23 protein-coding genes are annotated in these 26,793 nt (G+C 58.7%); 20 read left to right on the plus strand and 3 right to left on the minus strand.

What is annotated here, in order from left to right; translation table 11 throughout:
- Positions 1-11: 11 nt before the first annotated feature.
- The 17 genes from ACFFFR_RS00290 to nrdR all read left to right on the plus strand — a co-directional run bounded on the left by ACFFFR_RS00290 (position 12) and on the right by nrdR (position 19,055).
- Complete coding sequence (locus ACFFFR_RS00290) at positions 12-1,493, plus strand: UDP-N-acetylmuramoyl-tripeptide--D-alanyl-D-alanine ligase (protein WP_377457174.1); 1,482 nt, start codon at positions 12-14, stop codon at positions 1,491-1,493.
- A gap of 3 nt (positions 1,494-1,496) precedes the next feature.
- Positions 1,497-2,609 carry a phospho-N-acetylmuramoyl-pentapeptide-transferase gene (gene mraY / locus ACFFFR_RS00295; protein ID WP_377457176.1) on the plus strand — a complete coding sequence of 371 codons (1,113 nt, stop codon included), beginning with the start codon at positions 1,497-1,499 and terminating at the stop codon, positions 2,607-2,609.
- Positions 2,596-4,146 carry a UDP-N-acetylmuramoyl-L-alanine--D-glutamate ligase gene (gene murD / locus ACFFFR_RS00300; protein WP_377457178.1) on the plus strand — a complete coding sequence of 517 codons (1,551 nt, stop codon included), beginning with the start codon at positions 2,596-2,598 and terminating at the stop codon, positions 4,144-4,146. Before mraY ends, murD begins: the two co-directional genes overlap by 14 nt.
- The gene (locus tag ACFFFR_RS00305) at positions 4,139-5,323 is read left to right on the plus strand and encodes a peptidoglycan glycosyltransferase FtsW (protein WP_377457180.1); all 1,185 of its coding nucleotides are present in this window, start codon (positions 4,139-4,141) and stop codon (positions 5,321-5,323) included. Before murD ends, ACFFFR_RS00305 begins: the two co-directional genes overlap by 8 nt.
- Complete coding sequence (gene murG / locus ACFFFR_RS00310; RefSeq protein ID WP_377457182.1) at positions 5,320-6,432, plus strand: undecaprenyldiphospho-muramoylpentapeptide beta-N-acetylglucosaminyltransferase; 1,113 nt, start codon at positions 5,320-5,322, stop codon at positions 6,430-6,432. The genes ACFFFR_RS00305 and murG overlap by 4 nt, the downstream gene beginning before the upstream one ends.
- On the plus strand, positions 6,429-7,847 hold the full coding sequence (murC, locus tag ACFFFR_RS00315) for a UDP-N-acetylmuramate--L-alanine ligase (RefSeq protein ID WP_377457184.1): 1,419 nt from the start codon (positions 6,429-6,431) through the stop codon (positions 7,845-7,847). Before murG ends, murC begins: the two co-directional genes overlap by 4 nt.
- Positions 7,847-8,653, plus strand: a complete 807-nt coding sequence (locus tag ACFFFR_RS00320) for a cell division protein FtsQ/DivIB (protein ID WP_377457186.1) — start codon at positions 7,847-7,849, stop codon at positions 8,651-8,653. The genes murC and ACFFFR_RS00320 overlap by 1 nt, the downstream gene beginning before the upstream one ends.
- Positions 8,654-8,862: 209 nt before the next feature.
- Entirely contained in the window at positions 8,863-10,002 is a 1,140-nt protein-coding gene (gene ftsZ, locus ACFFFR_RS00325; RefSeq protein ID WP_377457188.1) for a cell division protein FtsZ, read from the plus strand.
- A 109-nt stretch (positions 10,003-10,111) separates the two neighbouring features.
- Positions 10,112-10,768: a purine nucleoside phosphorylase YfiH/LACC1 family protein gene (locus ACFFFR_RS00330; RefSeq protein WP_377457189.1), complete on the plus strand. Its 657-nt coding sequence runs from the start codon at positions 10,112-10,114 to the stop codon at positions 10,766-10,768.
- A 56-nt stretch (positions 10,769-10,824) separates the two neighbouring features.
- On the plus strand, positions 10,825-11,514 hold the full coding sequence (locus ACFFFR_RS00335; RefSeq protein ID WP_377457855.1) for a YggS family pyridoxal phosphate-dependent enzyme: 690 nt from the start codon (positions 10,825-10,827) through the stop codon (positions 11,512-11,514).
- Between the two features lie 73 nt (positions 11,515-11,587).
- Positions 11,588-12,115, plus strand: coding sequence for a cell division protein SepF (locus tag ACFFFR_RS00340; protein ID WP_377457191.1), 528 nt, complete (start codon positions 11,588-11,590; stop codon positions 12,113-12,115).
- A 45-nt stretch (positions 12,116-12,160) separates the two neighbouring features.
- Positions 12,161-12,451: a YggT family protein gene (locus ACFFFR_RS00345; protein ID WP_377457193.1), complete on the plus strand. Its 291-nt coding sequence runs from the start codon at positions 12,161-12,163 to the stop codon at positions 12,449-12,451.
- A 151-nt stretch (positions 12,452-12,602) separates the two neighbouring features.
- Positions 12,603-13,256, plus strand: coding sequence for a DivIVA domain-containing protein (locus ACFFFR_RS00350; protein ID WP_377457195.1), 654 nt, complete (start codon positions 12,603-12,605; stop codon positions 13,254-13,256).
- Positions 13,257-13,363: 107 nt separating this feature from the next.
- A complete protein-coding gene (gene lspA / locus ACFFFR_RS00355; RefSeq protein ID WP_377457197.1) occupies positions 13,364-13,969 on the plus strand; it encodes a signal peptidase II in 606 nt (201 codons plus the stop codon).
- On the plus strand, positions 13,962-14,924 hold the full coding sequence (locus tag ACFFFR_RS00360; RefSeq protein WP_377457199.1) for an RluA family pseudouridine synthase: 963 nt from the start codon (positions 13,962-13,964) through the stop codon (positions 14,922-14,924). Before lspA ends, ACFFFR_RS00360 begins: the two co-directional genes overlap by 8 nt.
- Positions 14,925-15,011: 87 nt before the next feature.
- The gene (gene dnaE, locus ACFFFR_RS00365) at positions 15,012-18,554 is read left to right on the plus strand and encodes a DNA polymerase III subunit alpha (RefSeq protein WP_377457201.1); all 3,543 of its coding nucleotides are present in this window, start codon (positions 15,012-15,014) and stop codon (positions 18,552-18,554) included.
- A gap of 51 nt (positions 18,555-18,605) precedes the next feature.
- Entirely contained in the window at positions 18,606-19,055 is a 450-nt protein-coding gene (gene nrdR, locus ACFFFR_RS00370; RefSeq protein ID WP_377457203.1) for a transcriptional regulator NrdR, read from the plus strand.
- A gap of 181 nt (positions 19,056-19,236) precedes the next feature.
- On the opposite strand, the gene ppgK is transcribed toward nrdR, so the two are convergent.
- Complete coding sequence (gene ppgK / locus ACFFFR_RS00375) at positions 19,237-20,010, minus strand: polyphosphate--glucose phosphotransferase (RefSeq protein ID WP_377457205.1); 774 nt, start codon at positions 20,008-20,010, stop codon at positions 19,237-19,239.
- On the minus strand, positions 20,010-20,918 hold the full coding sequence (gene map, locus ACFFFR_RS00380) for a type I methionyl aminopeptidase (RefSeq protein ID WP_377457207.1): 909 nt from the start codon (positions 20,916-20,918) through the stop codon (positions 20,010-20,012). Before map ends, ppgK begins: the two co-directional genes overlap by 1 nt.
- A gap of 139 nt (positions 20,919-21,057) precedes the next feature.
- On the opposite strand from map, the gene ACFFFR_RS00385 reads away from it, so the two are divergent.
- Positions 21,058-21,267, plus strand: coding sequence for an SPOR domain-containing protein (locus tag ACFFFR_RS00385; protein ID WP_377457209.1), 210 nt, complete (start codon positions 21,058-21,060; stop codon positions 21,265-21,267).
- Between the two features lie 19 nt (positions 21,268-21,286).
- Here ACFFFR_RS00385 and panB read toward each other — a convergent pair whose 3' ends face one another.
- Positions 21,287-22,108 (minus strand): 3-methyl-2-oxobutanoate hydroxymethyltransferase, encoded by an 822-nt coding sequence (panB, locus tag ACFFFR_RS00390; RefSeq protein WP_377457211.1) that lies wholly within the window; start codon positions 22,106-22,108, stop codon positions 21,287-21,289.
- Between the two features lie 82 nt (positions 22,109-22,190).
- On the opposite strand from panB, the gene ACFFFR_RS00395 reads away from it, so the two are divergent.
- Both ACFFFR_RS00395 and ACFFFR_RS00400 read left to right on the plus strand, forming a co-directional pair.
- Positions 22,191-23,531 carry a glutamine synthetase family protein gene (locus tag ACFFFR_RS00395; protein WP_377457213.1) on the plus strand — a complete coding sequence of 447 codons (1,341 nt, stop codon included), beginning with the start codon at positions 22,191-22,193 and terminating at the stop codon, positions 23,529-23,531.
- Complete coding sequence (locus ACFFFR_RS00400) at positions 23,532-26,792, plus strand: bifunctional [glutamine synthetase] adenylyltransferase/[glutamine synthetase]-adenylyl-L-tyrosine phosphorylase (RefSeq protein ID WP_377457214.1); 3,261 nt, start codon at positions 23,532-23,534, stop codon at positions 26,790-26,792. It abuts the gene before it with no gap.
- Position 26,793: the final 1 nt, after the last annotated feature.

Here is a 26,793-nt window from a genome sequence, read left to right on the forward strand (position 1 = left end):
GTCGATACGTCATGATTGAATTGAGCGCGGCCGAAATTGCGGCCATCACAGCAGGTTCCCTCAGCGGTGAGATCGATACCGCCGCCACCGTTACGGCCGCCACGGTTGATTCTCGAGAAGCAAACGGTTCTTCCGTGTTCATCGCCAAACCGGGTGAGACAACCGATGGGCACCTCTACATCGATCAGGCCATCGAGGCTGGAGCCCCCTTTGTGCTGGCCGAACGTGTGACCAAAGACGCCCAACGCAATCCGCACCCGGCCATCCTCGTTGAAGACGTGGTCACCGCCATGGGCCAACTGGCCGCAGAGATTGTGCGCCGCATCCGTGCGCATAGTCCCACCACCGTCATCGCGATGACGGGCTCGGCCGGTAAAACCACGACAAAAGACCTATTGGCCGCGATTTGTGCCGCAGCCGGACCGACCGTTGCTCCCATCGGATCCTACAATTCCGAGGTCGGACTGCCGCTGACCGTCTTCGAAGCGGAGCTAGACACCCGCTACCTCGTCCTAGAAATGGGTGCCACCGGGTTGGGACACCTGGAGTACCTAGTGGGTCTGATTCCACCAGATGTGGCTATCGTGCTGAACGTGGGCCACGCGCACGCCGGAGAATTCGGCTCCCAAGCCAATATCGCGACGGCCAAAGCAGAGATCCTGTCCACGTTGACGTCAGCGCAAACCGCGATCCTGAACTTCGACGATAGCTTCGTGCGGGACATGGCGGCTAAGACCAACGGTCAGGTTTGTTACGTCAGTGCCGATGCAAACCGTTGGGAAGCCATCCCAACCGAGCAAAAGATGGTGGCACTGAATCCGCGTTTGGATCAGACCCTCCAGCTTGGCACCGGACTGCGCAGCACGATCTCGGGTCAGAGCGAAGAGACAGACTACTTCAGCACCGCGTTGCTGGGCGAACATCACATCCACAACGTCCTTGCTGCTGCGGCAGCAGCTCAAGCTGCCGGTTTGAGCCTAGAACACATCGTGGAAGCCCTCAGTGGCCGTGGACCAGCGAGCCGCTGGCGCATGGAGCGGCAAGAACGCGAAGACGGACTGTTGGTGATCAACGACGCTTACAACGCCAACCCAGAGTCCATGCGGGCAGCTTTGAAAGCAGTCGCGCAGCTTGGCCGCGATACCGGACGCCGGACTTGGGCTGTCATGGGCGAAATGAAAGAATTAGGGGAAGAATCCCGCGCAGCACACGCTGACTTGGGCGAAACCGTCGTCCGCTTGAACATCAGCCAGCTGCTGGTGATCGGTGAGGGGGCCAAACCCGCTTACAACGCCGCCATTCTTGAAGGCAGCTGGGGTTCGGAGGCGTACTATGTCGAAGACATCGCCGCAGCCGAAGCGTTGCTGAACGAAAGGGTCCGACCCGAAGACATCGTTCTGTTGAAGGCCTCGAACTCAGTCGGGCTTGGCCCGCTGGGGGACCGGCTAGCCGGTCGCGGCACAGACGAACAGACAGAGACCAAGGAGCAGTAAGCCGTGGTAGCACTCCTCATCGGAACTGTGATGGCCTTGGTCATCTCCATGGCGGGAACCCCGCTGTTTGTCCGCTTCTTGGTGAAACAAGGCTACGGTCAGTTCATCCGAGACGACGGTCCAACCCAGCACCACACCAAGCGTGGCACACCCACCATGGGTGGGGTGGTCTTCATCCTGACCATCGTGCTGACCTACTTCTTGACCCATCTCATCGAAAGCGCCATCAACGAGCAGCATCCTGGGCCCACAGTTTCAGGGCTCTTGCTCATCTATCTGATGGTCGGTATGGGACTGGTCGGATTCTTGGATGACTACATCATCATCCGCCGACAACGATCGTTGGGGCTCAGGGCGTGGGCCAAGATCGTGCTGCAGGCGATCGTCGGTGTCTCCTTCGCCGTGATGGCACTGTTCTTCAAGGACGAGCGGGGACTGAGTCCAGCTTCAACGGCGATCAGTTTTGTGCGTGACACCAGCATTGATCTTGCTTTCGCCGGACCAGTTGTCGGGATCATCCTGTTCGTGTTGTGGGCCAACCTGATTGTCACCGCCTCCACAAATGCGGTCAACCTCACCGACGGTCTTGATGGGCTAGCCACCGGTGCGGTAGCCATGGTCTCGTTGGCGTACACCGTGATCTCGCTGTGGCAGTTCAACCAAACCTGTGGCTCTTCCCGCGCCATTGAATCGGCCTGTTACGAAACCCGAGACCCACTGGATCTGGCCCTGCTAGGTGCCATTATTTGCGCGGCGCTGGTCGGCTTCCTCTGGTGGAACACCTCCCCGGCGAAGATTTTTATGGGCGACACCGGCTCCTTGGCGCTGGGCGCAGTACTGGCCGGCTTCGCGCTGTTCTCCCGCACGCAACTGCTGTTCGTGATCTTGGCCGGCCTGATGGTCATCATCGCAGCTTCGGTGATCATCCAGGTCGCCTACTTCCGGCTTTCCGGTGGCAAGCGGGTGTTCTTGATGGCGCCGCTGCAGCACCACTTCGAACTCAAAGGATGGGCAGAGGTCACGGTCGTGGTTCGGTTCTGGATCATCAGCGTCCTCTTCGTCGTTGCCGGCATCGCCATGTTCTATGGGGAGTGGGTCCTGAATGCAGGAAATTAATGTTCTTCCCGAACTGACCAGCTGGTACGGGCCATGGCAGGGCGTGCCTGCCGTTGTCACCGGCTTGGGCGTGTCCGGCTTCTCGGCCGCTGACACGCTGATCGAATTGGGTGCCAAAGTCGTCGTTGTTGACGGTGCAGACCACCAAGAGAACCAGGCCAAGGCAGAAACACTGCGGATCGTCGGCGCACACGAGGTTCTCTTGGGCGAAGAACACCTCGATGCAATCCCAAGCGTTGACGGTGAAAGCCCGCAACTCATCGTGACCTCACCCGGTTGGCGGCCAGATCAGCCACTGCTGGCAGCAGCCACCGCCGCGGGCATCCCCGTCTTCTCCGATGTTGAACTGGCATGGCGCGTGCAGGACAAGTGGGCTAACTCGCAAGATCCAGCCGAGCGCGCGCCGCTGCCACAATGGATCGGGCTGACTGGAACCAACGGAAAAACCAGCACCGTCGGGCTGGCTGAATCCATGCTTCTGGCTGCCGGGAAACGCGCCATCGCCTGCGGCAACGTAGGCGTGCCGGTATTGGACGCCATTCGTGATCCAGCCAAATTCGAAGTACTGGCCCTAGAACTGTCTTCCTTCCAATTGCACTGGAGCGACTCGTTGTCCTTCCACGCTGCTGCGGTTCTGAATCTGGCTGAAGACCACGTGGACTGGCACGGCAGCTACGACGCCTACGTGGCGGCAAAAGCGAAAATCTACCACCAGGCACAGCTAGCTTGCGTCTACAACGCAGACCAGCCGGCTACCACGACTTTGGTGGAAGAAGCAGACGTTGTTGAAGGTGCCCGAGCTATCGGTTTCACCACTAACACACCAGCCTTGAGCATGCTGGGGCTGGTCGATGACATTTTGGTGGACCGAGCCTACTTGGTCGAGCGCAAGACTCAGGCATTGGAACTGGCTCGGTTCGAAGACTTCACCACCCCACCTGCCCAGCACATGGTTGCAAATGCGTTGGCTGCGGCCGCTTTGGTACGAGCCCTTGACGTCCCACCGGAGGCCATCCGAGCAGGCATCCAAAACTACGAACCTGGCGCCCACCGGATGCAACTGGTTGCCAAGGCCGAAGATGTGCTGTGGGTCAACGACTCCAAAGCAACCAACCCACACGCCACCGACGCTTCCCTGCGGGGATTCAAGAACATCATCTGGATTGCCGGTGGCCTCTCCAAGGGGGTGGACTACCAGCAGCTGATCAAAGCCAATGCAGAACGCCTCCAGTCAGTCATCCTGATCGGCACCGACATCGCCGGTCTGCAAGACGCGCTTGCCAAGCATGCGGCCAACGTCCCCGTGACATTGATTGAACAGAACCCGGAAGCGTTTATGGATAAGAATGCGTACGGGCGAGCGGTCATGGCTGCGGCCGTGGCACAAGCGGATCAGAACGCTACCGCCGATTCCACTGTTCTGCTCGCGCCAGCTGCTGCCTCCATGGACCAATTCACTTCCTATGAGACACGCGGTCAAGCGTTCATTGATGCTGTGGCCGACCTGATGGAAGCCAAAGGTTTCCCACGTGCTTAGCCGATTCACCGCCTGGTTGGAAAAGGATGACCCACGGGTCACCTTTTACCTGATTCTGGTCCCAACGCTGCTGCTAGTGGCGCTCGGATTGGTCATGGTACTTTCCTCCCTGACGGTCGAATCCATCGGTAAGGACGTTTCTGTTCTCGGCGAGTTCCAACGTCAAGCCATCGCTGCAGGTCTCGGCCTGCTAGCCATGATCGTGTTGCGCCGCATGCAACTGAAACATTTTCACCTCATTGCCTGGGGCGGTCTGGTGATCGTGCTGATTATGCTGCTGTTAGTGGCTTTCACGCCCTTGGGTGTGGAGGTCAACGGCAACCGCAACTGGCTACGGCTTGGACCCTTGCCCCAAATCCAACCGGCAGAGATCGCCAAACCTGTGTTCGCCCTCTGGGCCGGTAGCGTGGTGGCCCGCAAATCGGCGGTGATCCACGAATTTAAGCACCTGCTCATCCCCATCCTGCCCGTGGGCATGGTGATCATTGGCTTGGTCATGTATGGCTCTGACTTGGGCACGACCTTGGTGCTGTCATTGATGCTGGCCGTCGCGTTACTTCTGGCCGGGGTACCAAAGCGCTGGCTGATTTTAGGCGGCGCGGCAGGACTGTTGGCGGTCGGCGCGCTCACCGCCTTGAGCGCCAACCGAATGCGGCGCATCTACGCCTGGCTGGGCACAAACTGTGACGAACCCACACACCCCTGTTACCAAACAGAACAGGGTCTGAACGCGTTGGCCGCCGGCGGCTGGACCGGGTTGGGCTTGGGCCAATCTCGCGTCAAATGGCACTACTTGCCTGAAGCGAAGTCTGACTTTGTCTTCACCATTTTGGGTGAGGAGCTTGGCTTGTTGGGCGCGGTATTCACGATCTTGTTGTTCATCATTCTGGCCATCGGGCTGTACCGTACCGCCGTGAACGCTGAAGACAAGTTCAGCCGTGTGGTGTTGGGGGTCATGCTCATTTGGATTGTGGGGCAGACCTTCATCAATATCGCCATGGTGACACGGTTGATGCCGGTGATCGGCGTTCCGTTGCCCTTCATCAGTTATGGTGGTTCGGCACTCATTGCCACGATCGGAGCAATGGGCATTGCGCTGAACATAAATCGGCGACAGCACACCCAGCAACTAGAGTTGTTGCAAGAACTTGATGATGCGAAGAAGACCCACACATGACCGAGACTGAAAAAAGCTCCCTAGGATCCCTCGTCTTTGCAGGCGGTGGCACCGCAGGACACGTTTCACCGCTGCTGGCCATGGCGGCAGCGGTGCGGCAACAGTATCCGGACACCAAGGTGACGGTGATTGGAACCGAATCCGGGCTGGAGACTTCACTGGTACCACAAGCCGGCTGGCCGCTGGAGACCATCGACAAGGTTCCGCTGCCACGAAAGCTCAACCTAGATCTGCTGAAAGTACCCTCTCGGCTTTATGCCACGATTCGCCAAGCAGAAAACATTCTGCGTGGCAAAGAAGCGGACGCCGTTGTCGGTGTCGGCGGGTATGTGTGCACCCCGGTTTACTTGGCCGCTAAAAAGCTGGGGATCCCAGTGATCATCCATGAAGCCAACAAGAAGCCAGGACTCGCCAACATTGTGGGTGCGCGCTTCGCCGCCAAGGTGGCGACCGCTTACGAAGGAACCAAACTGGGTTCGGCACCGGAAGCTGTGGGCATGCCCATGCGTGCCGAAATCGTTCAGGCTCGTCGGGGGAGCGGAACGGCCGCGGCCCGAACTCGACTGGGACTCGACCCCGAACGCAAAACCCTGGTCGTCACCGGTGGCTCATCCGGGGCAGTAAGCCTCAACGAGGCCTTGGCGGCCGGCGCTGCCCCAATCTTGGATACCGGGGCTCAAATATTGCACCTGACCGGTCACGACAAACACGTCGACGAACGACGTTTCCCATCGGTGCTGCACGAACATTATCACCAGCGTGAATTCCTTCAGCACATGGAAGACGCCTACCTCGCGGCAGACCTGATGGTCACCCGCGCTGGCGCCGGAACTGTTTTTGAGCTGACCGCCGTGGGCGTGCCGACCGTTTTCGTGCCGCTGCCGATCGGTAATGGCGAGCAGAAACGGAACGTGGAACATCTCGAGCTTGCTCAAGCCACCACGGTGATCGACAACGCAGACTTTACCGCGGACTGGGTGAAAACCGAGCTGACCGCTCTGCTGACCAATGAAGCAGAACTTCATCGTCAGGCCGGGCTCATGGCATCGTTCGGTCAACGAGACGCCGCCGCGCGTATGGTCGACATGATTCAGGAGGTCCTTGCTTGAAAAATAACCAGCAGGAACGGATCCACTTCCTCGGCATGGCCGGAGTGGGTGTCTCAGCAGTCGCCCGAATCATGCAGGCGCAAGGACGGACGATCTCCGGAACTGATGCCAAAGACTTGCCGGTGATGAGCGAGTTCGCCGCCCGAGGCGCTGTGACCTACATCGGCTACCGGGCCGAAAATCTTGACGATCTCGACGCAAAAGGCCTCCTTCCGAACGTCATCGTGGCTTCCTCTATTGCCCAAGACGGTAATCCGGAGTACGAAGCAGCCCGGCGCCGTGGCTTGCGCTTGCTCCACCGTTCGCAAGCACTTGCCGAAGCGATGTCCGGTCATCGGGTGATTGCCGTTGCGGGCACCCACGGCAAGACCACCACGAGTTCGATGACGGCCACGGCCTTGCGGGCCGCCGAGCTTGATCCAACGTTCGCGATCGGTGCCAATCTGGTTGACCTAGGTGTTAACGCCCATGTTGGTTCCACGGATCTGTTCGTGGCCGAGGCTGACGAGTCCGATGGTTCGTTGCTGAACTACACACCAACCATTGTCGTGTTAACGAATGTCGAGCCAGACCACCTCGATCACTACGGAACCCCGGAAGCCGTTTACCAAGTTTTCAAAGACTTCACCGCCAAGATCGTCCCGGATGGAACCCTGATTTACTGCACCGACGACCCCGGGGCGAGCAGCACCGCAGCATGGGCGCGGGAACACCGATCTGATCTGAACGTGATTGGCTACGGTTTCGACGCCGCAGCGGACATTCGACTCAGTGACGCGAAGGCTGTGAACACTGGCCAAGAGTTCACCCTGACCACAGGTGAAACCAGCCACCAAGTCCGGTTGCAGATGCCCGGACAGCACAATGCCCTGAACGCTGCCGCGGCGCTGGCCGTCCTCAGCGTCTTAGATGCCAACCTTGAGGCAGGTAGCCAAGGGCTAGCCGGGTTCGGGGGAGCGGCCCGTCGATTCCAATTCCACGGGGAAGTCCAGGGCATTCGCGTGTTTGATGACTACGCTCACCACCCGACAGAAGTGCGGGCGGTCTTGCAGGCTGCCCGCTCGATCGCAGGTGCAGCGGCAGTACGCGTGCTGTTCCAGCCACACCTGTTCTCTCGGACTCAAGAATTCGCTGCCGAATTCGCCGCCGCGCTCGAACTTGCTGACGAGGCCATCATCTTGCCGATCTACCCGGCACGCGAAGACCCCATCCCGGGGGTGACCGCAGAACTGATCGCCCACAAAATCGGCTCGGGGGCTCCCGTCCTAACCGCTGAGGCGGCCGTCGCCCAGCTGGCGCAGCAGGCCCAGCCTGGGGATGTACTCCTGACCGTCGGCGCCGGAGACGTCACCTATTGCGCGGACCACCTTGTCACCGCTCTAGAAGATCACCACAGCCACGGAGATGGACGCTAATGTCCTTTTCGCAGCACGAAGCCAACATTTTCGAACTGCCGGAGTCGCCAACCCAACGCCGTAAACGCTGGGCCTTTTGGGCGTGGATGATTTCGCTGCTCAGTGTGCTGATCATCGGTGCTGTCATGGCGGTCCTCTTCTTCAGCCCGCTGCTAGCGACCAAGACCATCAAGACCACCGGCAACCACCTGCTGGCCGAAAAAACTGTAGTCAAGAAACTCGAACCGCTGACCGGCAAACCTCTTCCCCAGGTCACGGACGGGCAAGTAGCGGATATGCTCGCCGATCAAAGCGCCATCAGCAGCAGCCGGATCCAAGTTCAGCTACCGGACACGTTGATCGTTCACCTGATCGAGTATGACCCCGTCGTGGTGGTACAGACCAAGACGGACAAGACCACCAGCTACGCGCTATACAACTCGCTGGGTCAGAACATTAAAACTCTTTCGGGCAAGAAAGAGGCGGATAGCTTCAAACTTCCGGTGGTGGACTCCGGTCAAGCCACCAAAGATCAGACACTGTTCACCACCGTGACCAATGTGCTCGGTGATGTCGGATCGGGGCTGCGCGGCCGCATGGTTTCAGCCGAAGCCAAGACAGTGGACTCGGTCATCTTGAAACTCAAAGATGGCCGCCAGATTTTCTGGGGCAATAGCGAAAATAACGAAAAGAAAAAAGCGGTCCTCGACGCGCTGATGAAAAACGAAGCCCACCGCGCCAAACAGGCAAAAGCTGGCAAACTCAAAGACTATACAGCCGTGAAAGTCTTTGACGTCAGCACCCCGGACCAGCCGGTTTTGCGCTAGGAAGTAACTAATCGAGCGACACACCGGCCCGGTCTTTGAATGCGTACCGCAATCACAATAGGTTCATAACTGGGAACAGGTTGACATAATCTTAACGTTCTACTTGAGCTTTAAGGTTGGTTGGCTGAAGCGTCCTCGCCAATTCAGTTCGGTTGGGTGAGCGAGGATCCGGTGAAAACCGTACATACCAGAGCAAGGGATACATAGACGTGGCAGCACCCCAAAACTACTTAGCCGTCATCAAAGTTGTTGGTGTCGGTGGCGGTGGCGTAAACGCCGTCAACCGCATGATCGAAGCCAACCTGCGCGGTGTTGAATTCATCGCCATTAACACAGACGCTCAGGCACTGCTCATGAGCGATGCCGACGTCAAACTGGACGTTGGGCGTGAACTGACTAAGGGCCTAGGCGCCGGCGCTGACCCTGAGGTCGGCCGTCAGTCTGCCGAAGATCACGCTCAGGAAATCGAAGAAGTCCTGCGCGGTGCCGATATGGTCTTCGTTACCGCAGGCGAAGGCGGCGGCACCGGTACCGGTGGCGCCCCCGTGGTTGCTCGTATCGCCCGCTCCTTGGGCGCTCTGACAATCGGTGTTGTCACTCGTCCATTCACCTTTGAAGGTCGCCGCCGGGCCAACTCTGCCGAAACCGGTATTGAAGCGCTGCGCGACGAAGTCGACACCCTGATTGTCATCCCGAACGATCGCCTGCTCTCCATCTCGGACCGCAACATCTCCGTTGTTGACGCTTTCCGCTCCGCCGACCAGGTCCTGCTCTCCGGTGTTCAGGGCATCACCGACCTGATCACCACCCCTGGCCTGATCAACCTTGACTTCGCCGACGTGAAGTCAGTCATGCAGGGCGCCGGTTCCGCGCTAATGGGAATCGGTTCTGCGCGCGGGGACGACCGTGCCACCAAGGCTGCCGAGCTCGCTATTGCCTCTCCGCTGCTGGAAGCATCCATTGATGGCGCACACGGTGTGCTGCTGTCCATCCAGGGTGGTTCTGACCTAGGGCTGTTCGAGATCAACGAAGCCGCCCGGATGGTGCAAGAGGTTGCGCACCCAGAAGCGAACATCATCTTCGGTGCCGTCATCGATGACGCACTCGGGGACGAAGTCCGCGTCACCGTCATTGCGGCCGGTTTCGATCAGATCAACGCCACCAGCGCTCCAGCCGCTGCACCGGTGGAAGCCGGTGCCGCAAGTGAAGAAGAGCCACTGCCGGAGACAGTCGAAGATACCGAGCACGAGCAAATCAAGGCTACTGAGTTCGAAAACAACGCTGTGCCCGTCGTGCCAACCACGGCGTCAGCCAATGACGACTTGGATGTGCCTGACTTCCTGAAATAAATTGCTCCCTCCCTTTTCCTGGCAAACAACCCTGGATTCCGGGGTGGTGATCGGATTCACGGGCACAGCCTTTGGATCCCTCGCGTCACCACCTCCGGAGTCTGGGGTTGTGTCGTCTCTGCCCACACCCCGCCAACGCTTGGACGAGACCGTAACAGCGGCCGGTTACAACCGGGTACGTTTCATGCGCCAGACACACTCCAGCTGTGTGCTGCCCCGAACTGTGAGCGAAGACCAAAGCTCACTCGCGGCGGAGTTTGATGGCCACTACAGCGACGGGCAGGCGCTCTCGCTGGGCGTGCTCACCGCAGATTGTCTGCCGATCCTGATCGCAGGAACCAATCATCAAGGTCAGCCACTGGTGGCGGCCATACACGCCGGCCGAGTGGGTCTGCTCGCCGGCATCATCCAGCAAGCCCTCCATGTGCTCCAGCCAAAACTGGCCGCACCCGGCAGCCACCACTATGTCCGTCCAACCGCGGTGATTGGTCCCGCCATTTGCGGACAGTGTTACGAGGTCCCTCTCGCCATGCGGGAAGAAGCTGAAACCCAATTCAGTACAATAGGGGCGGAAACATCGTGGGGGACACCCGCACTCGATCTGAGTGCGGCAGCAGCAGAAGTGCTGCAGCAGGCAGGTATCCACACCATGTCGACCGGAATCTGCACCCGTGAAGACCCCGCCTTTTATTCGTATCGTGGTGGCGACATCACTGAGCGTAATGCCGGAGTGGTGTTGACCCCCGCAACTGCTAACAAGGAGTAGACCTGAGTACCCGTCGCCAAGAGCTCACCGAATCGCTGTCACGTGTCCGTGAACGAATCGCCGCAGCCAGCGCCGATCGCGCTGTCGCACCCGAGCTCATCGTGGTCACCAAGTACTTTCCCGCTTCCGACGTGGAACTACTCACCGAACTCGGCGTCACCGAATTTGGGGAGAACCGAGACCAGGAAGCTGGTCCCAAGGCCGTTGAAACAAGCGATCTCGAGCTGAACTGGCACTTCATCGGCCAGTTGCAGACCAACAAGGCCCGCACCGTGGTGCGATACGCCTCGGCCGTCCACTCGGTCGACCGGGTCAGCCTGGTCAAAGCCCTAGAAAAAGCCAAGGCGCGCTTTGCACGGGAGAGCGAAATCCCCGATCCTTACCAGCTGCGCGAGAAAAAACTTCCGGTGCTGATCCAAGTGGACCTTGACCCCGCAGCTGGAACAGACCCAGCCAAACCCCGCGGCGGCGCATTGCCAGCCGAAATCGAGGAAATTGCCGCCGCCATCGCTGCCACCGAGTGGCTGACGCTACAAGGTGTCATGGCCGTGGCACCGATGGATGCGGACCCGGCAGAAGCTTTCGGACGTCTTGCCAAGCACCATGAGAGCTTGTTGGCCAGCTATCCGGAGGCGACGTGGTGTTCGGCCGGCATGAGCCACGACCTAGAAGCAGCCGTGGCCGCAGGTGCGACACACCTACGCATTGGCTCCGATGTGCTCGGTGCGCGCCCTAGCCTCGGGTAACGTCAAAGTAGCGCTAAGTATCGGGTGCGAACGCGTCGATGCGCTACAACCTTACCCAGATGAGGAGTAAACCATGAGTGGTGCTTTGAAGAAGACCATGATTTACCTCGGGCTTGCTGATGCGGAAGAGGCCCAGCCGCAGCGCAGCCAAAGTCCGCACATCGAAAAAGAGGTGGCTGAAGCCCCTCGCCAAGAACCTGTGCGCGCTTTCGCCGCACCAGAACCGGTCGAGCCTTCCGAACCAGAAGAGGTCAAGGAATACCGCGCGCCGGTCACACCCATTAAACGTGCAGCTTCAGCTCGAGAAGAAGACGGTACTATGCACCAAATCACCACGGTCCACCCGCGCAGCTACAACGACGCGAAGATCATCGGCGAATCGTTCCGCAGCGGTATCCCGGTCATCATGAACGTCACCGATATGGGCGAGCAGGAGGCCAAGCGTTTGGTTGATTTCTCCGCCGGCCTGGTATTCGGTCTGCGTGGCTCCATCGAGCGGGTTACCAACAAGGTGTTCTTGTTGACCCCGGAAGATGTTGAAGTTCTCGGCGAAGACCAGCGTACCTCGGAGAACCAGGAACACTTCTTCAACCAGTCCTAACCGGCTGGATCCGCCACTAACTGCTCACGGAAGGAAGCGACGAGCGTGCAAATCATCTGGGCAGCATTGTATTTGGTGCTGACAATTTACTCGCTTCTTCTGGTCATTCGGATTGTTTTTGAGGTTGTCCAACAATACGCGCGCCAATGGCGACCCAAAGGGGCTGTGCTGATTCTGGCCTCGGCCACCTACACCGTCACAGACCCGCCAATCCGATGGCTTCGCGGCCGTATACCCATGCGAATGGGCGGACTAAATCTAGATTTTTCGTTCATTATTGTTTTCTTCGCCGTAGCAATTCTGAAGATGATCGTCCGAGCAATTGCGCTAGCTTAGGCTCAACACTCGGGGCGCAAGGTTTGGCTTGACCAACGTTGCGTTATAAATTAGATATATAAAAGATGCGAACTTATCGACTCGCATGAGATCCGAAGGTTCAAGTAATCGTCCGGCGAAGCGGACAACAAACCAGTATTGAGGTGACCCGATGGCTTTGACGCCAGAAGATGTAGTCAATAAGCGCTTTCAGCCGACGAAATTCCGTGAAGGCTACGATCAGGACGAGGTAGATGATTTCCTCGACGAGATCGTCGTTGAACTGCGCCGCCTGAACGAAGAGAACGACGGACTGCGCAAGCAGGTCGCCGAACTCGAAGCACAGCTGGACGGCGCCGATGTGCCAGCTCCAGCCCCTGTCTCTGCTGCACCTGTTGTCGAAGAAGAGCCAGAACCAGTCGTCGAAGAAGAACCAGTTGTCGAGGAAGAAGCTCCAGCTGCACCAGCCCCACAGGCTGCCGCAGCAGTCGAGACTCCTGCCGCCGCACCAACTGGCGACGCCCAGTCCGCTGCAGGCATGCTCGCCATGGCACAGCAGCTGCACGACCAGTACGTTGCCGAAGGTAAGGCCGAAGGCCAGCGCATCATCGAAGAAGCCAAGGCTGAAGCCGACGCCACCATCCGGGACGCTCAGGAACAGTCCCGCCGTACCCTCACCGATCTGTCCGAGAAGAAGGCTGAGCTGGAAGACCGCGTCGAATGGTTGCGCGGCTTCGAAGGCGACTACCTGTCCCGCATGAAGTCTTACATTCAGGGCCAGCTGAAGGATCTGGAAGCACACACCTCACTTGCTGACAAGCAGTAAGGCGTTTGCCTCACCCACAGCAACCCGCTGACGAGAAAGCCAGTATAGGAATCCGCTTCCTATACTGGCTTTGCTCATGTTGACTCACACCTGCCGAAAGATCCTTGATGACCGCCAGCGTACCCGCCAGCACCGCACCGACCAGCCCCCGTCGATTCATCCTGCCTGCCATCTTGGGGCTGCTGGGCTACATCCTTGACCAAGTCACCAAGTTCTGGGTGCTGAGCAACATGCATGAGGGCGAAACGATCCCCGTGCTCCCGCCGGTCCTGAGCTGGCATTTCGTGCGCAACCCCGGGGCAGCTTTCTCCATGGGGACCGAATACACATGGGTTTTCACCATCATCATGGTCGTGGTGGCAGCGTACGTGATCTACAAGTTCCGAACCACAACCAGCAAGATCTGGTTAATCGTGATGGGTACCCTCCTTGGGGGGATCCTAGGAAACCTCACCGATCGTCTCTTTCAAGAGCCAGGTTTCGGGTTAGGCCATGTCATCGACTTCATCGCGGTCCCCAATTTTGCGGTCTTCAACGTCGCGGACTCGCTCATCGTCTGCTCGATGATCGTGATCTGTATTCTGCTGATCAAAGGCGTACCGCTCAACGACGAGGTCGATGACGATCTCGACCAAGTGCAGGCACCGGAAGACCAACCAGAACCTTCCGCGGTCACCGACGCGGACGAACCGACCTCCAAGAATCATGAGTGATGGCGGCATCGGAGAGCAGTTCTATGACGGCCTAGATAAAACCTTCGTTGTCGGCCAGGATTGCCCCACAGGTCGGGCGGACGCAGCCGTGGCAACCGCCGTAGGCACAACCCGCACCGTGGCGGCAGAGTGGATCAATTCCGGCTATCTGCGCCGGGCAGATGGAGCAGCGCTCAAGAAGTCAACGAAACTCGTTACCGGGGAGACCATCACGGTGGTGGTTCCGCCCCGAGAAAACCCGTTAGAACCAAGAAGTGAGATTGTGGATCAGCTCAAAGTCATTGCCGATGACGAACACTATGTGGTGATCGACAAGCCCACCGGTGTGGCCGCGCACCCGTCATTGGGCTGGCACGGGCCCACCGTCGTGGGCGCACTCATGGGACTGGGCTACCGGATCAGTACCTCCGGGGCAGCCGAACGCCAAGGTATTGTCCACCGACTCGATGTGGGCACCACCGGGATCATGGTGGTGGCCAAGACAGAGCTGGGTTACACGGCATTGAAGAACGCGTTCCGCGACCGGACCCCGATCAAGATCTACCACGCACTCGTCCAAGGTCTGCCCGATCCACTCGAAGGCACCATCGATGCCCCGATCGGCCGGCACCACGGTCACGAATGGAAGTTCGCGGTGACCCAAGACGGACGCGAGTCAGTCACCCACTATGAGACCGAGGAGGCCTTCGGCCCAGCCACCTTATTGAAGGTCGATTTAGAAACAGGACGGACCCACCAGATACGAGTTCACTTCTCCGCGATGGGCCACCCACTGGCCGGGGATCTGACCTATGGTGCCGATCCCACCTTCGCGGCCAAGCTCGGCCTGACACGCCAATGGCTACACGCCGCCGAATTATCTTTCCCACACCCGGCTACCGGCGAGACCATGCACTACAGCTCGCAATATCCGGCTGATTTACACCAAGCGCTGGCTCTGCTGCAGACACATTAACTCGTTCAAACGACTAGACTGTTAAGGCAATGTGGCCAGCAAAGATTCTGCTGGATTGCGGCGTTTTTCGGGGAGTAAAGGGAGCATATGGCGGACACGGTGAAGGCACGTAAAGACGAATTTGTTCACCTGCACAACCACACCGAGTATTCAATGCTGGACGGTGCAGCCCGTGTCTCCGACTTGATGGTCCGAGCCAAAGAACTTGGTATGGGCGCTATCGCCACCACCGACCACGGGTTCATCTTCGGCGCCTACGACTTCTGGAAGCAAGGCAAAGAGCACGGCGTCAAACCCATCATCGGGGTGGAAGCGTACCTGACCCCAGGCACGCACCGCACGGACCGCACCCGCGTGAAATGGGGCAACGGTGTGGAGGACGTCTCCGGTAATGGCTCCTACACTCACATGACGCTGTGGGCGGAGACCACCGAGGGGATGCACAATCTGTTCCGGGCCTCCACCATCGCCTCCCTCGAAGGCCAGTTATACAAGCCACGTATGGACCGGGAAACCCTGCAGACGTATTCCAAAGGACTGATCGCCAGCACCGGGTGCCCCTCCGGCGAGGTCCAAACGAAGCTTCGCCAAGGCCTCTACCGCGAGGCGGTGCAAGCAGCCTCTGACTTCCGGGATATCTTCGGTAAAGAAAACTTCTTCTGCGAACTGATGGACCACGGGTTGGACATCGAACGAAGAGTCTCTACCGACCTGCTGCGTCTGGCCAAGGAGCTAGACCTGCCATTGGTGGCCACCAATGACCTGCACTACACGCACGCTCACGACGCCCAATCACATGCGGCATTGCTGTGCGTGCAGTCCGGTTCCACCATGAGTGACCCGAACCGGTTCAAGTTTGATTCCGACGAGTTCTACCTCAAGTCTCCAGCCGAGATGCGTTCGCTGTTCAAAGATCATCCGGACGCATGTGACAACACGCTGCTGATCGCAGAACGCTGCAACGTCGAATTTGACGAATCCGCGTCCTACATGCCGGTCTTTCCCGTCCCGGAGGGCGAATCCGAAGAGTCTTGGTTCGTCAAAGAGGTCGAAAATGGGCTGCGGTTACGCTTCCCGAACGGCATCCCAGATGAAGTGCGCAAACAAGCCAAATATGAAACCGAGATCATCCTGCAAATGGGGTTCCCGGGCTACTTCTTGGTGGTTGCCGACTTCATCAACTGGGCCAAGGACCAAGGCATCCGCGTGGGTCCGGGCCGTGGCTCCGGTGCCGGTTCCATGGTCGCTTTCGCGATGCGCATCACCGAGCTCAACCCGCTCGAACACGGCCTGATTTTTGAGCGCTTCCTCAACCCGGAGCGCGTCTCCATGCCCGACTTCGACGTGGACTTTGACGATCGTCGCCGCCCCGAAGTCATCAAGTACGTGACCGAAAAATACGGCGATGACCGGGTCGCGATGATCGTCACCTACGGCACCATTAAAGCCAAGCAGGCACTCAAAGATGCCTCCCGCGTTCTTGGCTACCCGTTCTCGGCGGGGGAGACCCTCACCAAGGCGATGCCGGCAGATGTCATGGGCAAAACAATGCCGCTGCCAGACATTGAGAACCCGAAATCCAAACGGTACAAAGAAGCCGAAGAAATGCGGGAGCTGCTGGCCACCGACCCGGACTCGCGCAAAATCTTCGATACCGCGCTGGGCTTGGAGGGGCTGAAACGCCAATGGGGCGTCCACGCCGCGGGCGTCATCATGTCTTCGGAACCGTTGATCGACGTGATCCCGTTGATGCGTCGCGACCAAGACGGTCAGATCATCACCCAGTTCGATTACCCCACGTGTGAAACACTCGGGTTGATCAAGATGGACTTTTTGGGTCTGCGAAACCTGACGATCATCTCTGATGCTATTGAGAACATCAAGATGAACAAGGACTTCGATCTTGACTTAGAAGCCCTCGATCTGGACGACAAGGCCTCGTATGAGCTGCTGGCTCGAGGGGACACCCTTGGCGTGTTCCAGCTCGATGGTGGACCAATGCGTTCGCTCTTGAAGCTGATGCAGCCGGATAACTTCGAAGACATTTCTGCGGTTCTGGCGCTGTATCGCCCGGGGCCGATGGGTGTGAACTCGCACATCAACTACGCGCTGCGAAAGAACAAGCAGCAAGAGATCGTCCCGATCCACCCCGAGCTTGAAGAGCCGCTGGCTGAAATCCTGGATACGACCTACGGTCTGATCGTGTACCAGGAGCAGGTCATGGAGGCGGCCCAGAAGGTCGCCGGCTATAGCCTTGGACAGGCGGACTTGCTGCGCCGTGCCATGGGTAAGAAGAAGAAAGAGGAGCTGGATAAACAGCAAGCAACCTTCTTCGAGGGCATGCAGAAAAACGGGTTCTCGCTCGAAGCCTGTGAAGCATTGTGGCACGTGCTGGAGTCCTTCTCCGACTATGCGTTCAACAAAGCGCATACCGCCGCTTACGGTTTGGTGTCCTATTGGACCGCCTATCTGAAAGCGCATTACCCGGCCGAGTACATGGCAGCGTTGTTGACCTCGGTTGGCGATGACAAGGACAAATTGGCGATCTACCTCAACGAATGTCGCCACATGGGCATCACGGTGCTACCACCGGATGTGAACCAGTCCGCGTTGAACTTCACCCCGGTGGGCGAAGACATTCGCTTCGGAATGGGGGCCGTGCGCAACGTGGGCGATCACGTGGTCGCGGGGATCGTCGAGGCGCGTGAGGAAAAAGGCAACTACACGTCCTTCACCGATTTTCTGCAGAAGGTTCCCGGGACCGTCTGCAATAAGCGCACGATTGAGTCGATGATCAAGGCGGGCGCATTCGACGAAATTGAAAACAATCGTCGCGCGTTGGCCCTCATCCACGAGGAAGCTGTTGACTCAGTCGTCGTCCAGAAACGAAATGAAGCTGCGAACCAGTTTGATTTGTTCTCCGCTTTAGACGGTGATAGCGACCTGGCCAGCTCGTTCGATGTGGAGATCCCGGATGTTCCCGAATGGGATAAAAAGGACAAACTCACGTTCGAACGTGAAATGCTCGGACTGTATGTTTCCGACCACCCACTGCAAGGTTTGGGCGGGGCCCTTGAGTCGCAAGCAAGTCACAGTATTCAGAGCTTGCTCTCGGATGAGGGTCCGGCTGACGGGCACCGTGTCACCATTGCGGGGATGATCACCTCCTTGCAGCGCCGGATCGCCAAGAGCTCCGGTAACGCGTATGCACGCTGTGAGATCGAAGATCTGGGCGGCTCCATGGAAGTGATGTTCTTCGGCCAAGTGTATGGTCCGATTGCCTCGCTTCTGGAAGAGGACCTGATTGTGGTTGTCACGGGTCGCTTGCAGCGCCGCGACGATGGCAACGTTTCCCTTAACGCCCAAGAGCTGACCATTCCGGACCTGTCGGATGCCAACACCGGACCGTTGGTCTTGAACCTACCCAGCCACCGGGTCACCGAAAAAGTTGCCCAAGCACTGGGCGAAGTGTTGCGTAACCACCTAGGCACGACCGAGGTTCGGGTTCGCCTCAACGGCAACCACAAGGAAGAGCTGTTCACTTTGCCGCCGAACTACCGGGTGGAACCGAACCCGAACCTGTACGGCGACTTGAAAGTTCTTTTTGGCCCCTCCGTGTTGGAGAATTAAGTACCCTAAAGAAGGTAGTTGGGTTCTGACCTGCAGAAAGTGAGGTGAAGCGTGCGCTGTCCGTTTTGTCGAAATCAAGACTCGCGCGTCATCGATTCTCGAAACCTTGATGATGGGGCGACCATTCGTAGGCGACGGTCGTGCCAGGAGTGCGGTAAACGCTTCACGACGTTGGAAACGGCGTCGCTTTCGGTGGTGAAACGCTCCGGTGTTGCCGAGCCGTTTGATCGTTCCAAGGTGATTTCCGGTGCGCGCAAGGCGTGCCAGGGTCGGCCGGTCTCAGATGATGATTTGGCGCTGCTGGCCCAAGAAGTGGAAGAGACGATTCGGGCCACCGGGGCTGCTGAAGTTGAAGCCCATGAAGTCGGGCTAGCCATCCTCGAACCATTGAAGCGACTGGATAAAGTCGCGTATTTGCGCTTTGCTTCGGTGTACCAGGGGTTCGATTCGCTCGAAGACTTCGAGGCGGCTATTCAGGATCTTCGTTCAGATCAGGGCTAGCCGGGCGCATTTTCAGGGGTTCCCAGAGCGATCATGATCAGCTAGACTGGTAGACACGCTTCGGTGGTGATTTCGGAGGGGAAGCCGAAATCACCACCGTACCAACCTAAACGCCGGTACGGCAGGTTCGATCCTAGAAGGATCTTGAGCTAGCTGTACCGGCGTTTTCTCGTCTTTACCGCTATCCGTGTCGATCTAACGCGGCTCGAGCGGCTCCGATAATCCCGGCATCAGCGCGTAATTGTGCCACAGCCACGGGACACTGAGCGCTGATATGCGGTAAGAACGCCTCGGCTTCGCGACTGACGCCACCGCCGAGAACGAAAACATCGGGGAAGAACAGTCGGTGCACGTGCGCTAAGTACCGGTTGACACGGTTCGCATACTCTGCCCACCCCAGCCCATCTCGTTCGATCGCGGAGGCTGCAGCCCGGGTTTCAGCAACCTCACCATCGAGTTCCAAATGTCCCAACTCAAAGTTGGGGATGAGCTGATTCTGATAGATCAAACCTGAACCGATCCCGGTCCCCAAGGTGAGGACCATGACAGATTCGGCATGCCGAAATTCAGGTTTCGACCGGATCACCCCGTAACTGACCTCGGCCAAAGCTGCCGCATCGGCATCGTTGAGGACCGCCAGCTGGCTGGTGATCTCAGGTGCAAGCTCGTGCGCGACATTGCGTCCCAGCGTGGCCGGATCGATATTCGCCGCGGTCATAATGGTCCCGGCCTTGATGACCGAAGGGAAGGCCACCCCAACGGGGGCCTGGCCCACGCGGGGGTCACGCTGCAGCTCTTGAATCAGCCGAACCACGGTGCGGAAGATCGCCTCCGCATTGTTGGGTGTGTCGTAGCGCAGCCGTTCACTGACAATCGTGCCGAGCTGTAAATCGACAATGCCAGCTTTCGCCCCTGTGCCGCCGACATCAACACCAATTCGGTACCGGTTCTCCATTAGGACTCCTCAGACCGGGCAGTGCTGGGAAGGGTCAGGATTTCAGCGCCGTCTTCACGGACTACTACGGTGTGCTCGAATTGGGCGGTGCGCTTGCGGTCCTTGGTGACCACGGTCCAGCCGTCTTCCCACATATCGTGGCGGTAGTCCCCCAACGTGAGCATGGGCTCGATGGTGAAGACCATGCCTTCTTCCATGGGGGTATCAAAGTTTGGTGCCGCATCGTAGTGCGGGATGACCAACCCGGTGTGGAACGCTGTGCCTACTCCGTGTCCGATGAAGTCTCGGACGACTCCGTAACCAAAACGTTTAGCGTAGGACTCGATGGTGCGGCCAATTACATTGATGGGACGGCCTGGTTTGACGGCCTTGATGCCACGACGCAAAGCCTCCTGCGTGCGTTCAACCAGCAGCCGTGACTCTTCATCAACCGTCCCCACTAAAAAGGTCATGTTGTGATCTCCGTGGACACCGTCCAGGTACACCGTGATGTCGAGGTTGACGATATCCCCGTCAGCTAAGACGGTGTCATCCGGGATCCCGTGACAGATCACCTCATTGACGGAGGTACAAATGGACTTGGGGAAGCCACGGTAGGACAAGCACGAGGGATAACCACCGGCATTGATGATGAACTCGTGGGCGATCCGGTCAAGCTCATCAGTTGTGACACCCGGTTTGATGGCCGCTGCGGTGTGCTGCATGGCGTCGGCGGCCACGGTGCCGGCACGACGTATCCTTTCTACGATGTCATCTGGGTAGGCGTCCGGACCCTTGTAGGGGGCAGGTGCTTTCTTCCCGTAATATTCGGGGGTGACAATGTGATTCGGAATCGGCTGGGCGGGGGAAACTTGCCCCTTTGTCAGGGTGCCGATCGGTGCTGTGCGGGGTGCTGAAGAATCACTCATGTCTCGATCCTATCGCCGCTGTCAGTCTTAAGCGCTCAGCGTTCGCCAGTGCCGAAGCTTCAAGGGGCCTTGGTGATGGATTACATTGGAACTAAGCAGACCTACCAATGGTCGGCCACCATCAAGGAGGAAGCAAGACATGGCTGAGAACCAATACTGGTACAACGTTGTCACCGGCGAAATCGAGAAGGGCCAGCAATCCGATTGGACCAAGTTGCTCGGCCCTTACGCGACTGAAGATGAGGCCAAACAGGCGTTGGCTAAGGTCGCCGAAAACAACGAGCGTTGGGACGAACTCGACGAAGATGACCGTCAGCGGGACAACAACCCGCTCAACGACGACGCATAAGTCTCAGGACCCGTCCAAACTAGGACGAGAAGCTCGTCGCCTCATCGGGGAACGCACCTGATACAACTTCCTTATGGAAGTCTCGGGCTGCTTGTTCCACGATGGGGCGCAAGTTTGCGTACTGTTTGACGAACTTCGCCATCCGGCCGCCCCGCAAGCCCAACATGTCCTGCCAGACCAGCACCTGACCTGTAGTCCCAGGCCCGGCACCGATGCCGACGGTCGGGATGGTGAGTGCTTCATCAACAGCGTTCGCCACCGAGGTCGGCACCATCTCCATCAGCAAGCCGAAAGCCCCCGCCGCTTCAAGGGTTTGGGCCGTCTTGACCATGTCCGCTGCGGCTTCGTCACCGCGACCTTGGACCCGGTAGCCGCCGAGCGTGTTTTCTGACTGCGGGGTAAAACCAATGTGGGCCATCACGGGAACGCCTGCAGCGGTCATGGCTTCGATATGCGGAGCGTAGAATTCCCCGCCCTCCATCTTCACCGCCGCAACGCCAGCTTCTTTGAGCAAGCGGATCCCTGAGGCCACTGCCTGTTCGGGAGAAACTTCGTAGGAGCCAAAAGGCATGTCTGCGATGACCATTGCACGGGTAGTACTGCGCACAACTGCTGCAGAAAAGGTGATCATCTGATCCAGGGTGATCGGCAACGTCGTGCGGTGACCCAACACATTGTTGGCCGCGGAATCACCAACCAACAATGTTTCGATCCCGGCAGCATCAAAAATCTCGGCCATGTATTGGTCGTAGGCCGTCAACATGGCGAAGTGCGTGCCGTCTTGTTTTGCTTGGGCCAAGTGAGTCGTCCGGATTTGTTTGATGTCCGCAGAAATAGCCATGACAGCTAGTCTACCCATCCGCGATGCCGGAAAAGACTAGAGTGAGAAGTGCAGACCGTCGACCTGTTGAAGGAGCACGCACGTGAACCAGCACCAAGAGAATGTATTGCGCACGATTGAGGACAACGATGTTCGATTCATTAGGCTCTGGTTCACCGATGTGGTCGGTGTCCTGAAGTCTGTGGCACTCGCCCCGGCCGAGGTGGAAGCCGCTTTCGAGGAAGGACTTGGCTTTGACGGATCCTCAATTGACGGTTACACGCGGGCCCAAGAATCCGACATGCTGCTGAAACCAGATGCGGGCACATTCCAGTTGTTACCGTGGCGGGGCATGGATGAACCCACCGCGCGTATGTTTTGCGATGTGCTGACACCAGACGGTGAACCCTCTGCCGCTGACCCGCGCCACGTGTTGCGTAAGCAGGTCGAACGCGCCGCACGCATGGGTTTCACCTGCTACACCCACCCGGAAGTGGAGTTCTTCCTGCTACGCAGCGATGAACTCGGTCCAGATGGTGAACCACAACCGGTTGACCGAGCCGGATACTTTGATCACGTGCCAGGCGGGGTGAGCCAGAACTTCCGTCGCCGCGCCGTCACCATGCTGGAAGCCGTCGGGATTCCCGTCGAGTTCTCCCACCATGAGAACGGTCCGGGCCAAAACGAGATCGACTTGCGCTACGCGGAGATTCTCGAATCGGCGGACAACGTGATGACGTTGCGCACGGTTATCAAGGAAGTGGCCTTGATGCACAACTCGTACGCCACCTTCATGCCGAAGCCTTTCTCCCAACACGCGGGCTCGGGGATGCACACTCACTTCTCGCTTTTTGAAGGGGACCAGAACGCCTTCTTCGAACCCGGTGCCGAATTTCAACTCTCCACCATTGCACGACAGTTCATTGCCGGTATCCTCAAGCACGCGCCCGAACTGACCGCGGTAACCAACCAGTTCGTCAATTCTTACAAGCGTCTCTGGGCCGGGGGAGAGGTACCTGCGTATGTGTCCTGGGGGCACAATAACCGCTCGGCATTGATGCGCGTTCCGCTGTACAAACCGAATAAGCGCGACTCAGCCCGCGTGGAGTACCGGGGCATAGACTCCGCGACCAACCCATACCTGTCCTACGCAGTCCTGTTGGGCGCCGGACTCGAGGGAATCGAAAAGGGCTACGAGCTTGCCCCAGCCTCCACCGACGATATCGGCGCACTGACCAACTACGAACGGCGCGTCATGGGCTACGAACCGCTGCCCGGAACCCTCCATGATGCGCTGCGGTTGATGTCCGAGTCCGAACTCATGCCGGAGATCCTAGGCGAACATGTTTTCTCCTCTTTCCTGCGCAATAAAGAAGCCGAGTGGGACGACTACCGGGTCAACATCAGCCCGTTTGAGCTCAACCGGTACCTCGGGGTGCTGTAAATGAGTGACCCCGCACCTCCGACACGACGTGCACTGATCGCGGCCGGATTCGCAGACTTGGACCGGGCCGGCAAACTGCTCGACAGCCCTGAACTCGTTGAGTTCGACTCCCGGGTCATGTTGCGGGCCTTCCAATACGCAGCAGACCCGGATCAGGCACTCATGTTGTTGATCCGTCTACTGGCGCGAAAACCCGAATTAGCTGACTGGCTCAAATCTGCGTCCATGGCGCAGGTGGAACCCATGATGCGCTTGCTGGGAGCTTCCGAAGCCCTAGGCGAGTTCGTGATCCGCCACCCCGACCACGCTGAACTGTTTCAACACAGCTACGGGGACGACCCGGAAATGCCGGAACCAGGGCATTACCGAAAATTCCTGCTCGCCTCGGTCGGCGCACGCCACCATGAGGCGCAGACCCGGGACTGGATCTCCGTGGCCGAGGAAACGGCCAGCGAAACACTGAGCTTTGAACCGGAAAGTTATGCCCCGGAGGCCGGGCTGCTGCCCTACACCGAGCAGGTGGCGGCACCGACGGATCAGGAGCTTCAATCTGCGGATCTTTCTGAGGATGCAGACGGCCCGGGCCGGGTCACCAAGGCCAGTCAGGAAGAACCGCATCCGGTCGCAACCCTGACCGGTAAGGAAGCCCGGACCGCGCTGCGGGTGGCATACCGGGCCAAGTTGCTTCAGATCGCGCTGGCTGATTTGTGTGGCGCCGACCCGGTTGCGCACGAACCGATCGTGGCGACCGCCTTGGCCGATCTCGCGGCCGCCGCCCTTGATGCCGGCCTAGCGGTGGCACGGGCAGAAGCGGCAGAGAAGTTTTCGGCCAAAGAGGTGGCGGATGTGCACTTTGCGGTCATCGCCATGGGGAAGACCGGCGCCCGCGAACTCAACTACATCTCTGACGTAGACGTAATCTTCGTACACAGCCACTCGGAGGCTCTCAGCGATCAGCGCGCTACAGAGATCGCCACTTTTCTAGCGCACGGGCTCAGCAAAGCGATTTCCTCATCCGGGATTGAACCAGGTTTGTGGGAAGTAGACGCCAATCTGCGCCCAGAAGGCAAAGACGGCGCCATTTCACGCACGGTTGAATCCCACTACGAGTACTACCAACGCTGGGCGCACCTATGGGAGTTTCAAGCTCTCCTGAAGGCCCGTCCAGCGGCGGGGGACTCTGGGCTGGGACGGCGCTACTTCAGAACTATCTGGCCGATGGTCTGGGAATCCGCCGCCAAAGAAGGCTTTGTCCAGTCCGTGCAGGGCATGCGCAAACGCGTAGAAGAGAACATTCCCCGCAAAGAAGAAGAGCGTGAAATCAAACTGGGCCCTGGCGGCCTACGCGATGTTGAGTTCACCGTTCAGTTGCTCCAGCTGGTTCACGGCCGCAGTGAAGAAAGCCTGCGGGTGCGTAACACCCTGACTGCTATCGACAGGCTGTGTGCAGCCGGGTATATCGGTCGATCCCAAGCCGCGGAACTGTCAGAAGCCTACCGGTATCTTCGGTTACTGGAACATCGCATTCAGATGGTCAAGATGCGCCGAACCCACCTGATGCCCTCAGACGATCGAGGACTGCGGGTGTTAGCGCGATCATCACAGCCACCCGGTGTTCAGTCGCGTCCCACCCAAACCCAATTGCTGGACACCTGGCAACGCACTAAGCGCCGAGTCCGGTCGCTGCATGAAGCGATCTTCTATCGTCCACTGCTTTCGACCACAGCACACCTGAGCCCAGACGAAATCAAACTGAGTACGGAAGCAGTGAAAGACCGGTTGGCTGCACTCGGCTATAAGGATCCGGCCGGCAGCGTCCGACACATTGAATCGCTGACGCAAGGCGTCAGTCGCAAAGCCGCCCTGCAACGCCAACTGCTGCCAGCAATGCTGGGTTGGTTCGCCGACGAGATCGACCCGGACGGTGGTCTACTGGCCTTCCGCCGGCTCAGTGAATCGCTCCATGGGTCCCCGTGGTTCCTGCGAACCCTTCGGGACTCTAATGTTGCCGCCCAGCGGTTGTGCAAAGTGCTGGCCAGCTCCAAGTTCATGGCCAACCAATTGGAGTTCCTCCCGGAATCGGTGGCATGGTTTGGGCGTACCGCGGATTTGCGGCCTAAAACTGAGGACGAACTCTGGGCAGAGAGCCAAGCGAAGCTGGCCCAGCACCCCGAATCAGGTCACGCCATCCGACTGCTTCGCTTGATCCGCCAACGGGAGGTCTTACGGACCGCCGTGGCCGATGCGATCGGATTGATTACCCAGCGAGAGGTTTCGGCTGCGCTTACGACAGCGGACAAAGTGCTGGCCCGTGGCGCGCTCGCGATCGCCGAACGAGAGATCATCACCACTGATGCGGGCGACAAGGACCCTGACCGCTTGCTCATGGACTTCGTTATCGTGGCCATGGGGCGTCAGGGCGGACAAGAAATCACCTACGGCTCTGACCTTGACGTCATGTTCGTTTACCGCCCGCGTGCTCAGGCGGCGGCAGACGCGGCAGCGAAGCAAGCGACCCAAGTGGCTAACCGGGTGATCGCTCTTGTTAGGCGCCCGGTCAAGCCTGCGGTGCTGGGGGAGAACCCTCTCAGTATTGACGCGGATCTACGGCCGGAGGGAAAGCAGGGGCCCATGGTGCGAACCGTGGCTTCCTACGCCGAGTACTACCAGCGGTGGGCGGAGGTGTGGGAGCGGCAAGCGCTGCTGCGGGCCATGCCGATCGCCGGGGACGAGGAAGTACAAGCAGAATTTTTAAGCGTCATCGATCCGCTGCGCTACCAAAAAGGTCTCAGCGACGTTGAGGCCATGCAGATCCGCCGGATCAAAGCCAGAGTGGAAGGGGAACGTCTGCCCCGAGGGGCTGATCCGACCCGGCACTTGAAACTCGGGCGTGGCGGTCTTTCCGACGTTGAATGGCTGGTCCAACTGTTACAGCTGGAACACGCTGCCGTGCACCCGGAACTGCAGACAACGAGCACGATCGCGGCCTTGAATGCACTAGAAGCAGCCGAGCTGTTACCGGCTGAAGATACCGAACAGCTCAAAGAGGCTTGGGTGCTGGCCACTCGGATCCGCTCCGGTTTGGTGATCTGGACCGGCAAGACCTCCGATGTTCTGCCGACCTATCGAGAAGACCTCGAGGCGCTAGCCCGGTGGTGCGGATACCCGGAAAACGCCGTGAGCGAGTTCGAGGAGGACTATCTGCGGATCACGCGGCTAGCCCGAGGCGTGTTTGAACACCGCTTCTACGGAATCGACTGAA

This window comes from Micrococcoides hystricis (assembly GCF_042434215.1).
GTDB lineage: Bacteria > Actinomycetota > Actinomycetes > Actinomycetales > Micrococcaceae > Micrococcoides > Micrococcoides hystricis.

Coding starts and splice junctions, on each gene's coding strand:
- ACFFFR_RS00340 (WP_377457191.1), top strand. CDS start 11,588: ATGAGTGGTGCTTTGAAGAAGACCATGATTTACCTCGGGCTTGCTGAT.
- ppgK (WP_377457205.1), bottom strand. CDS start 20,010: ATGGAGAACCGGTACCGAATTGGTGTTGATGTCGGCGGCACAGGGGCG.
- murG (WP_377457182.1), top strand. CDS start 5,320: ATGACCGAGACTGAAAAAAGCTCCCTAGGATCCCTCGTCTTTGCAGGC.
- ACFFFR_RS00290 (WP_377457174.1), top strand. CDS start 12: ATGATTGAATTGAGCGCGGCCGAAATTGCGGCCATCACAGCAGGTTCC.
- murD (WP_377457178.1), top strand. CDS start 2,596: ATGCAGGAAATTAATGTTCTTCCCGAACTGACCAGCTGGTACGGGCCA.
- ACFFFR_RS00400 (WP_377457214.1), top strand. CDS start 23,532: ATGAGTGACCCCGCACCTCCGACACGACGTGCACTGATCGCGGCCGGA.
- ACFFFR_RS00320 (WP_377457186.1), top strand. CDS start 7,847: ATGTCCTTTTCGCAGCACGAAGCCAACATTTTCGAACTGCCGGAGTCG.
- panB (WP_377457211.1), bottom strand. CDS start 22,108: ATGGCTATTTCTGCGGACATCAAACAAATCCGGACGACTCACTTGGCC.
- dnaE (WP_377457201.1), top strand. CDS start 15,012: ATGGCGGACACGGTGAAGGCACGTAAAGACGAATTTGTTCACCTGCAC.
- ACFFFR_RS00350 (WP_377457195.1), top strand. CDS start 12,603: ATGGCTTTGACGCCAGAAGATGTAGTCAATAAGCGCTTTCAGCCGACG.
- ACFFFR_RS00360 (WP_377457199.1), top strand. CDS start 13,962: ATGAGTGATGGCGGCATCGGAGAGCAGTTCTATGACGGCCTAGATAAA.
- lspA (WP_377457197.1), top strand. CDS start 13,364: ATGACCGCCAGCGTACCCGCCAGCACCGCACCGACCAGCCCCCGTCGA.
- ACFFFR_RS00385 (WP_377457209.1), top strand. CDS start 21,058: ATGGCTGAGAACCAATACTGGTACAACGTTGTCACCGGCGAAATCGAG.
- map (WP_377457207.1), bottom strand. CDS start 20,918: ATGAGTGATTCTTCAGCACCCCGCACAGCACCGATCGGCACCCTGACA.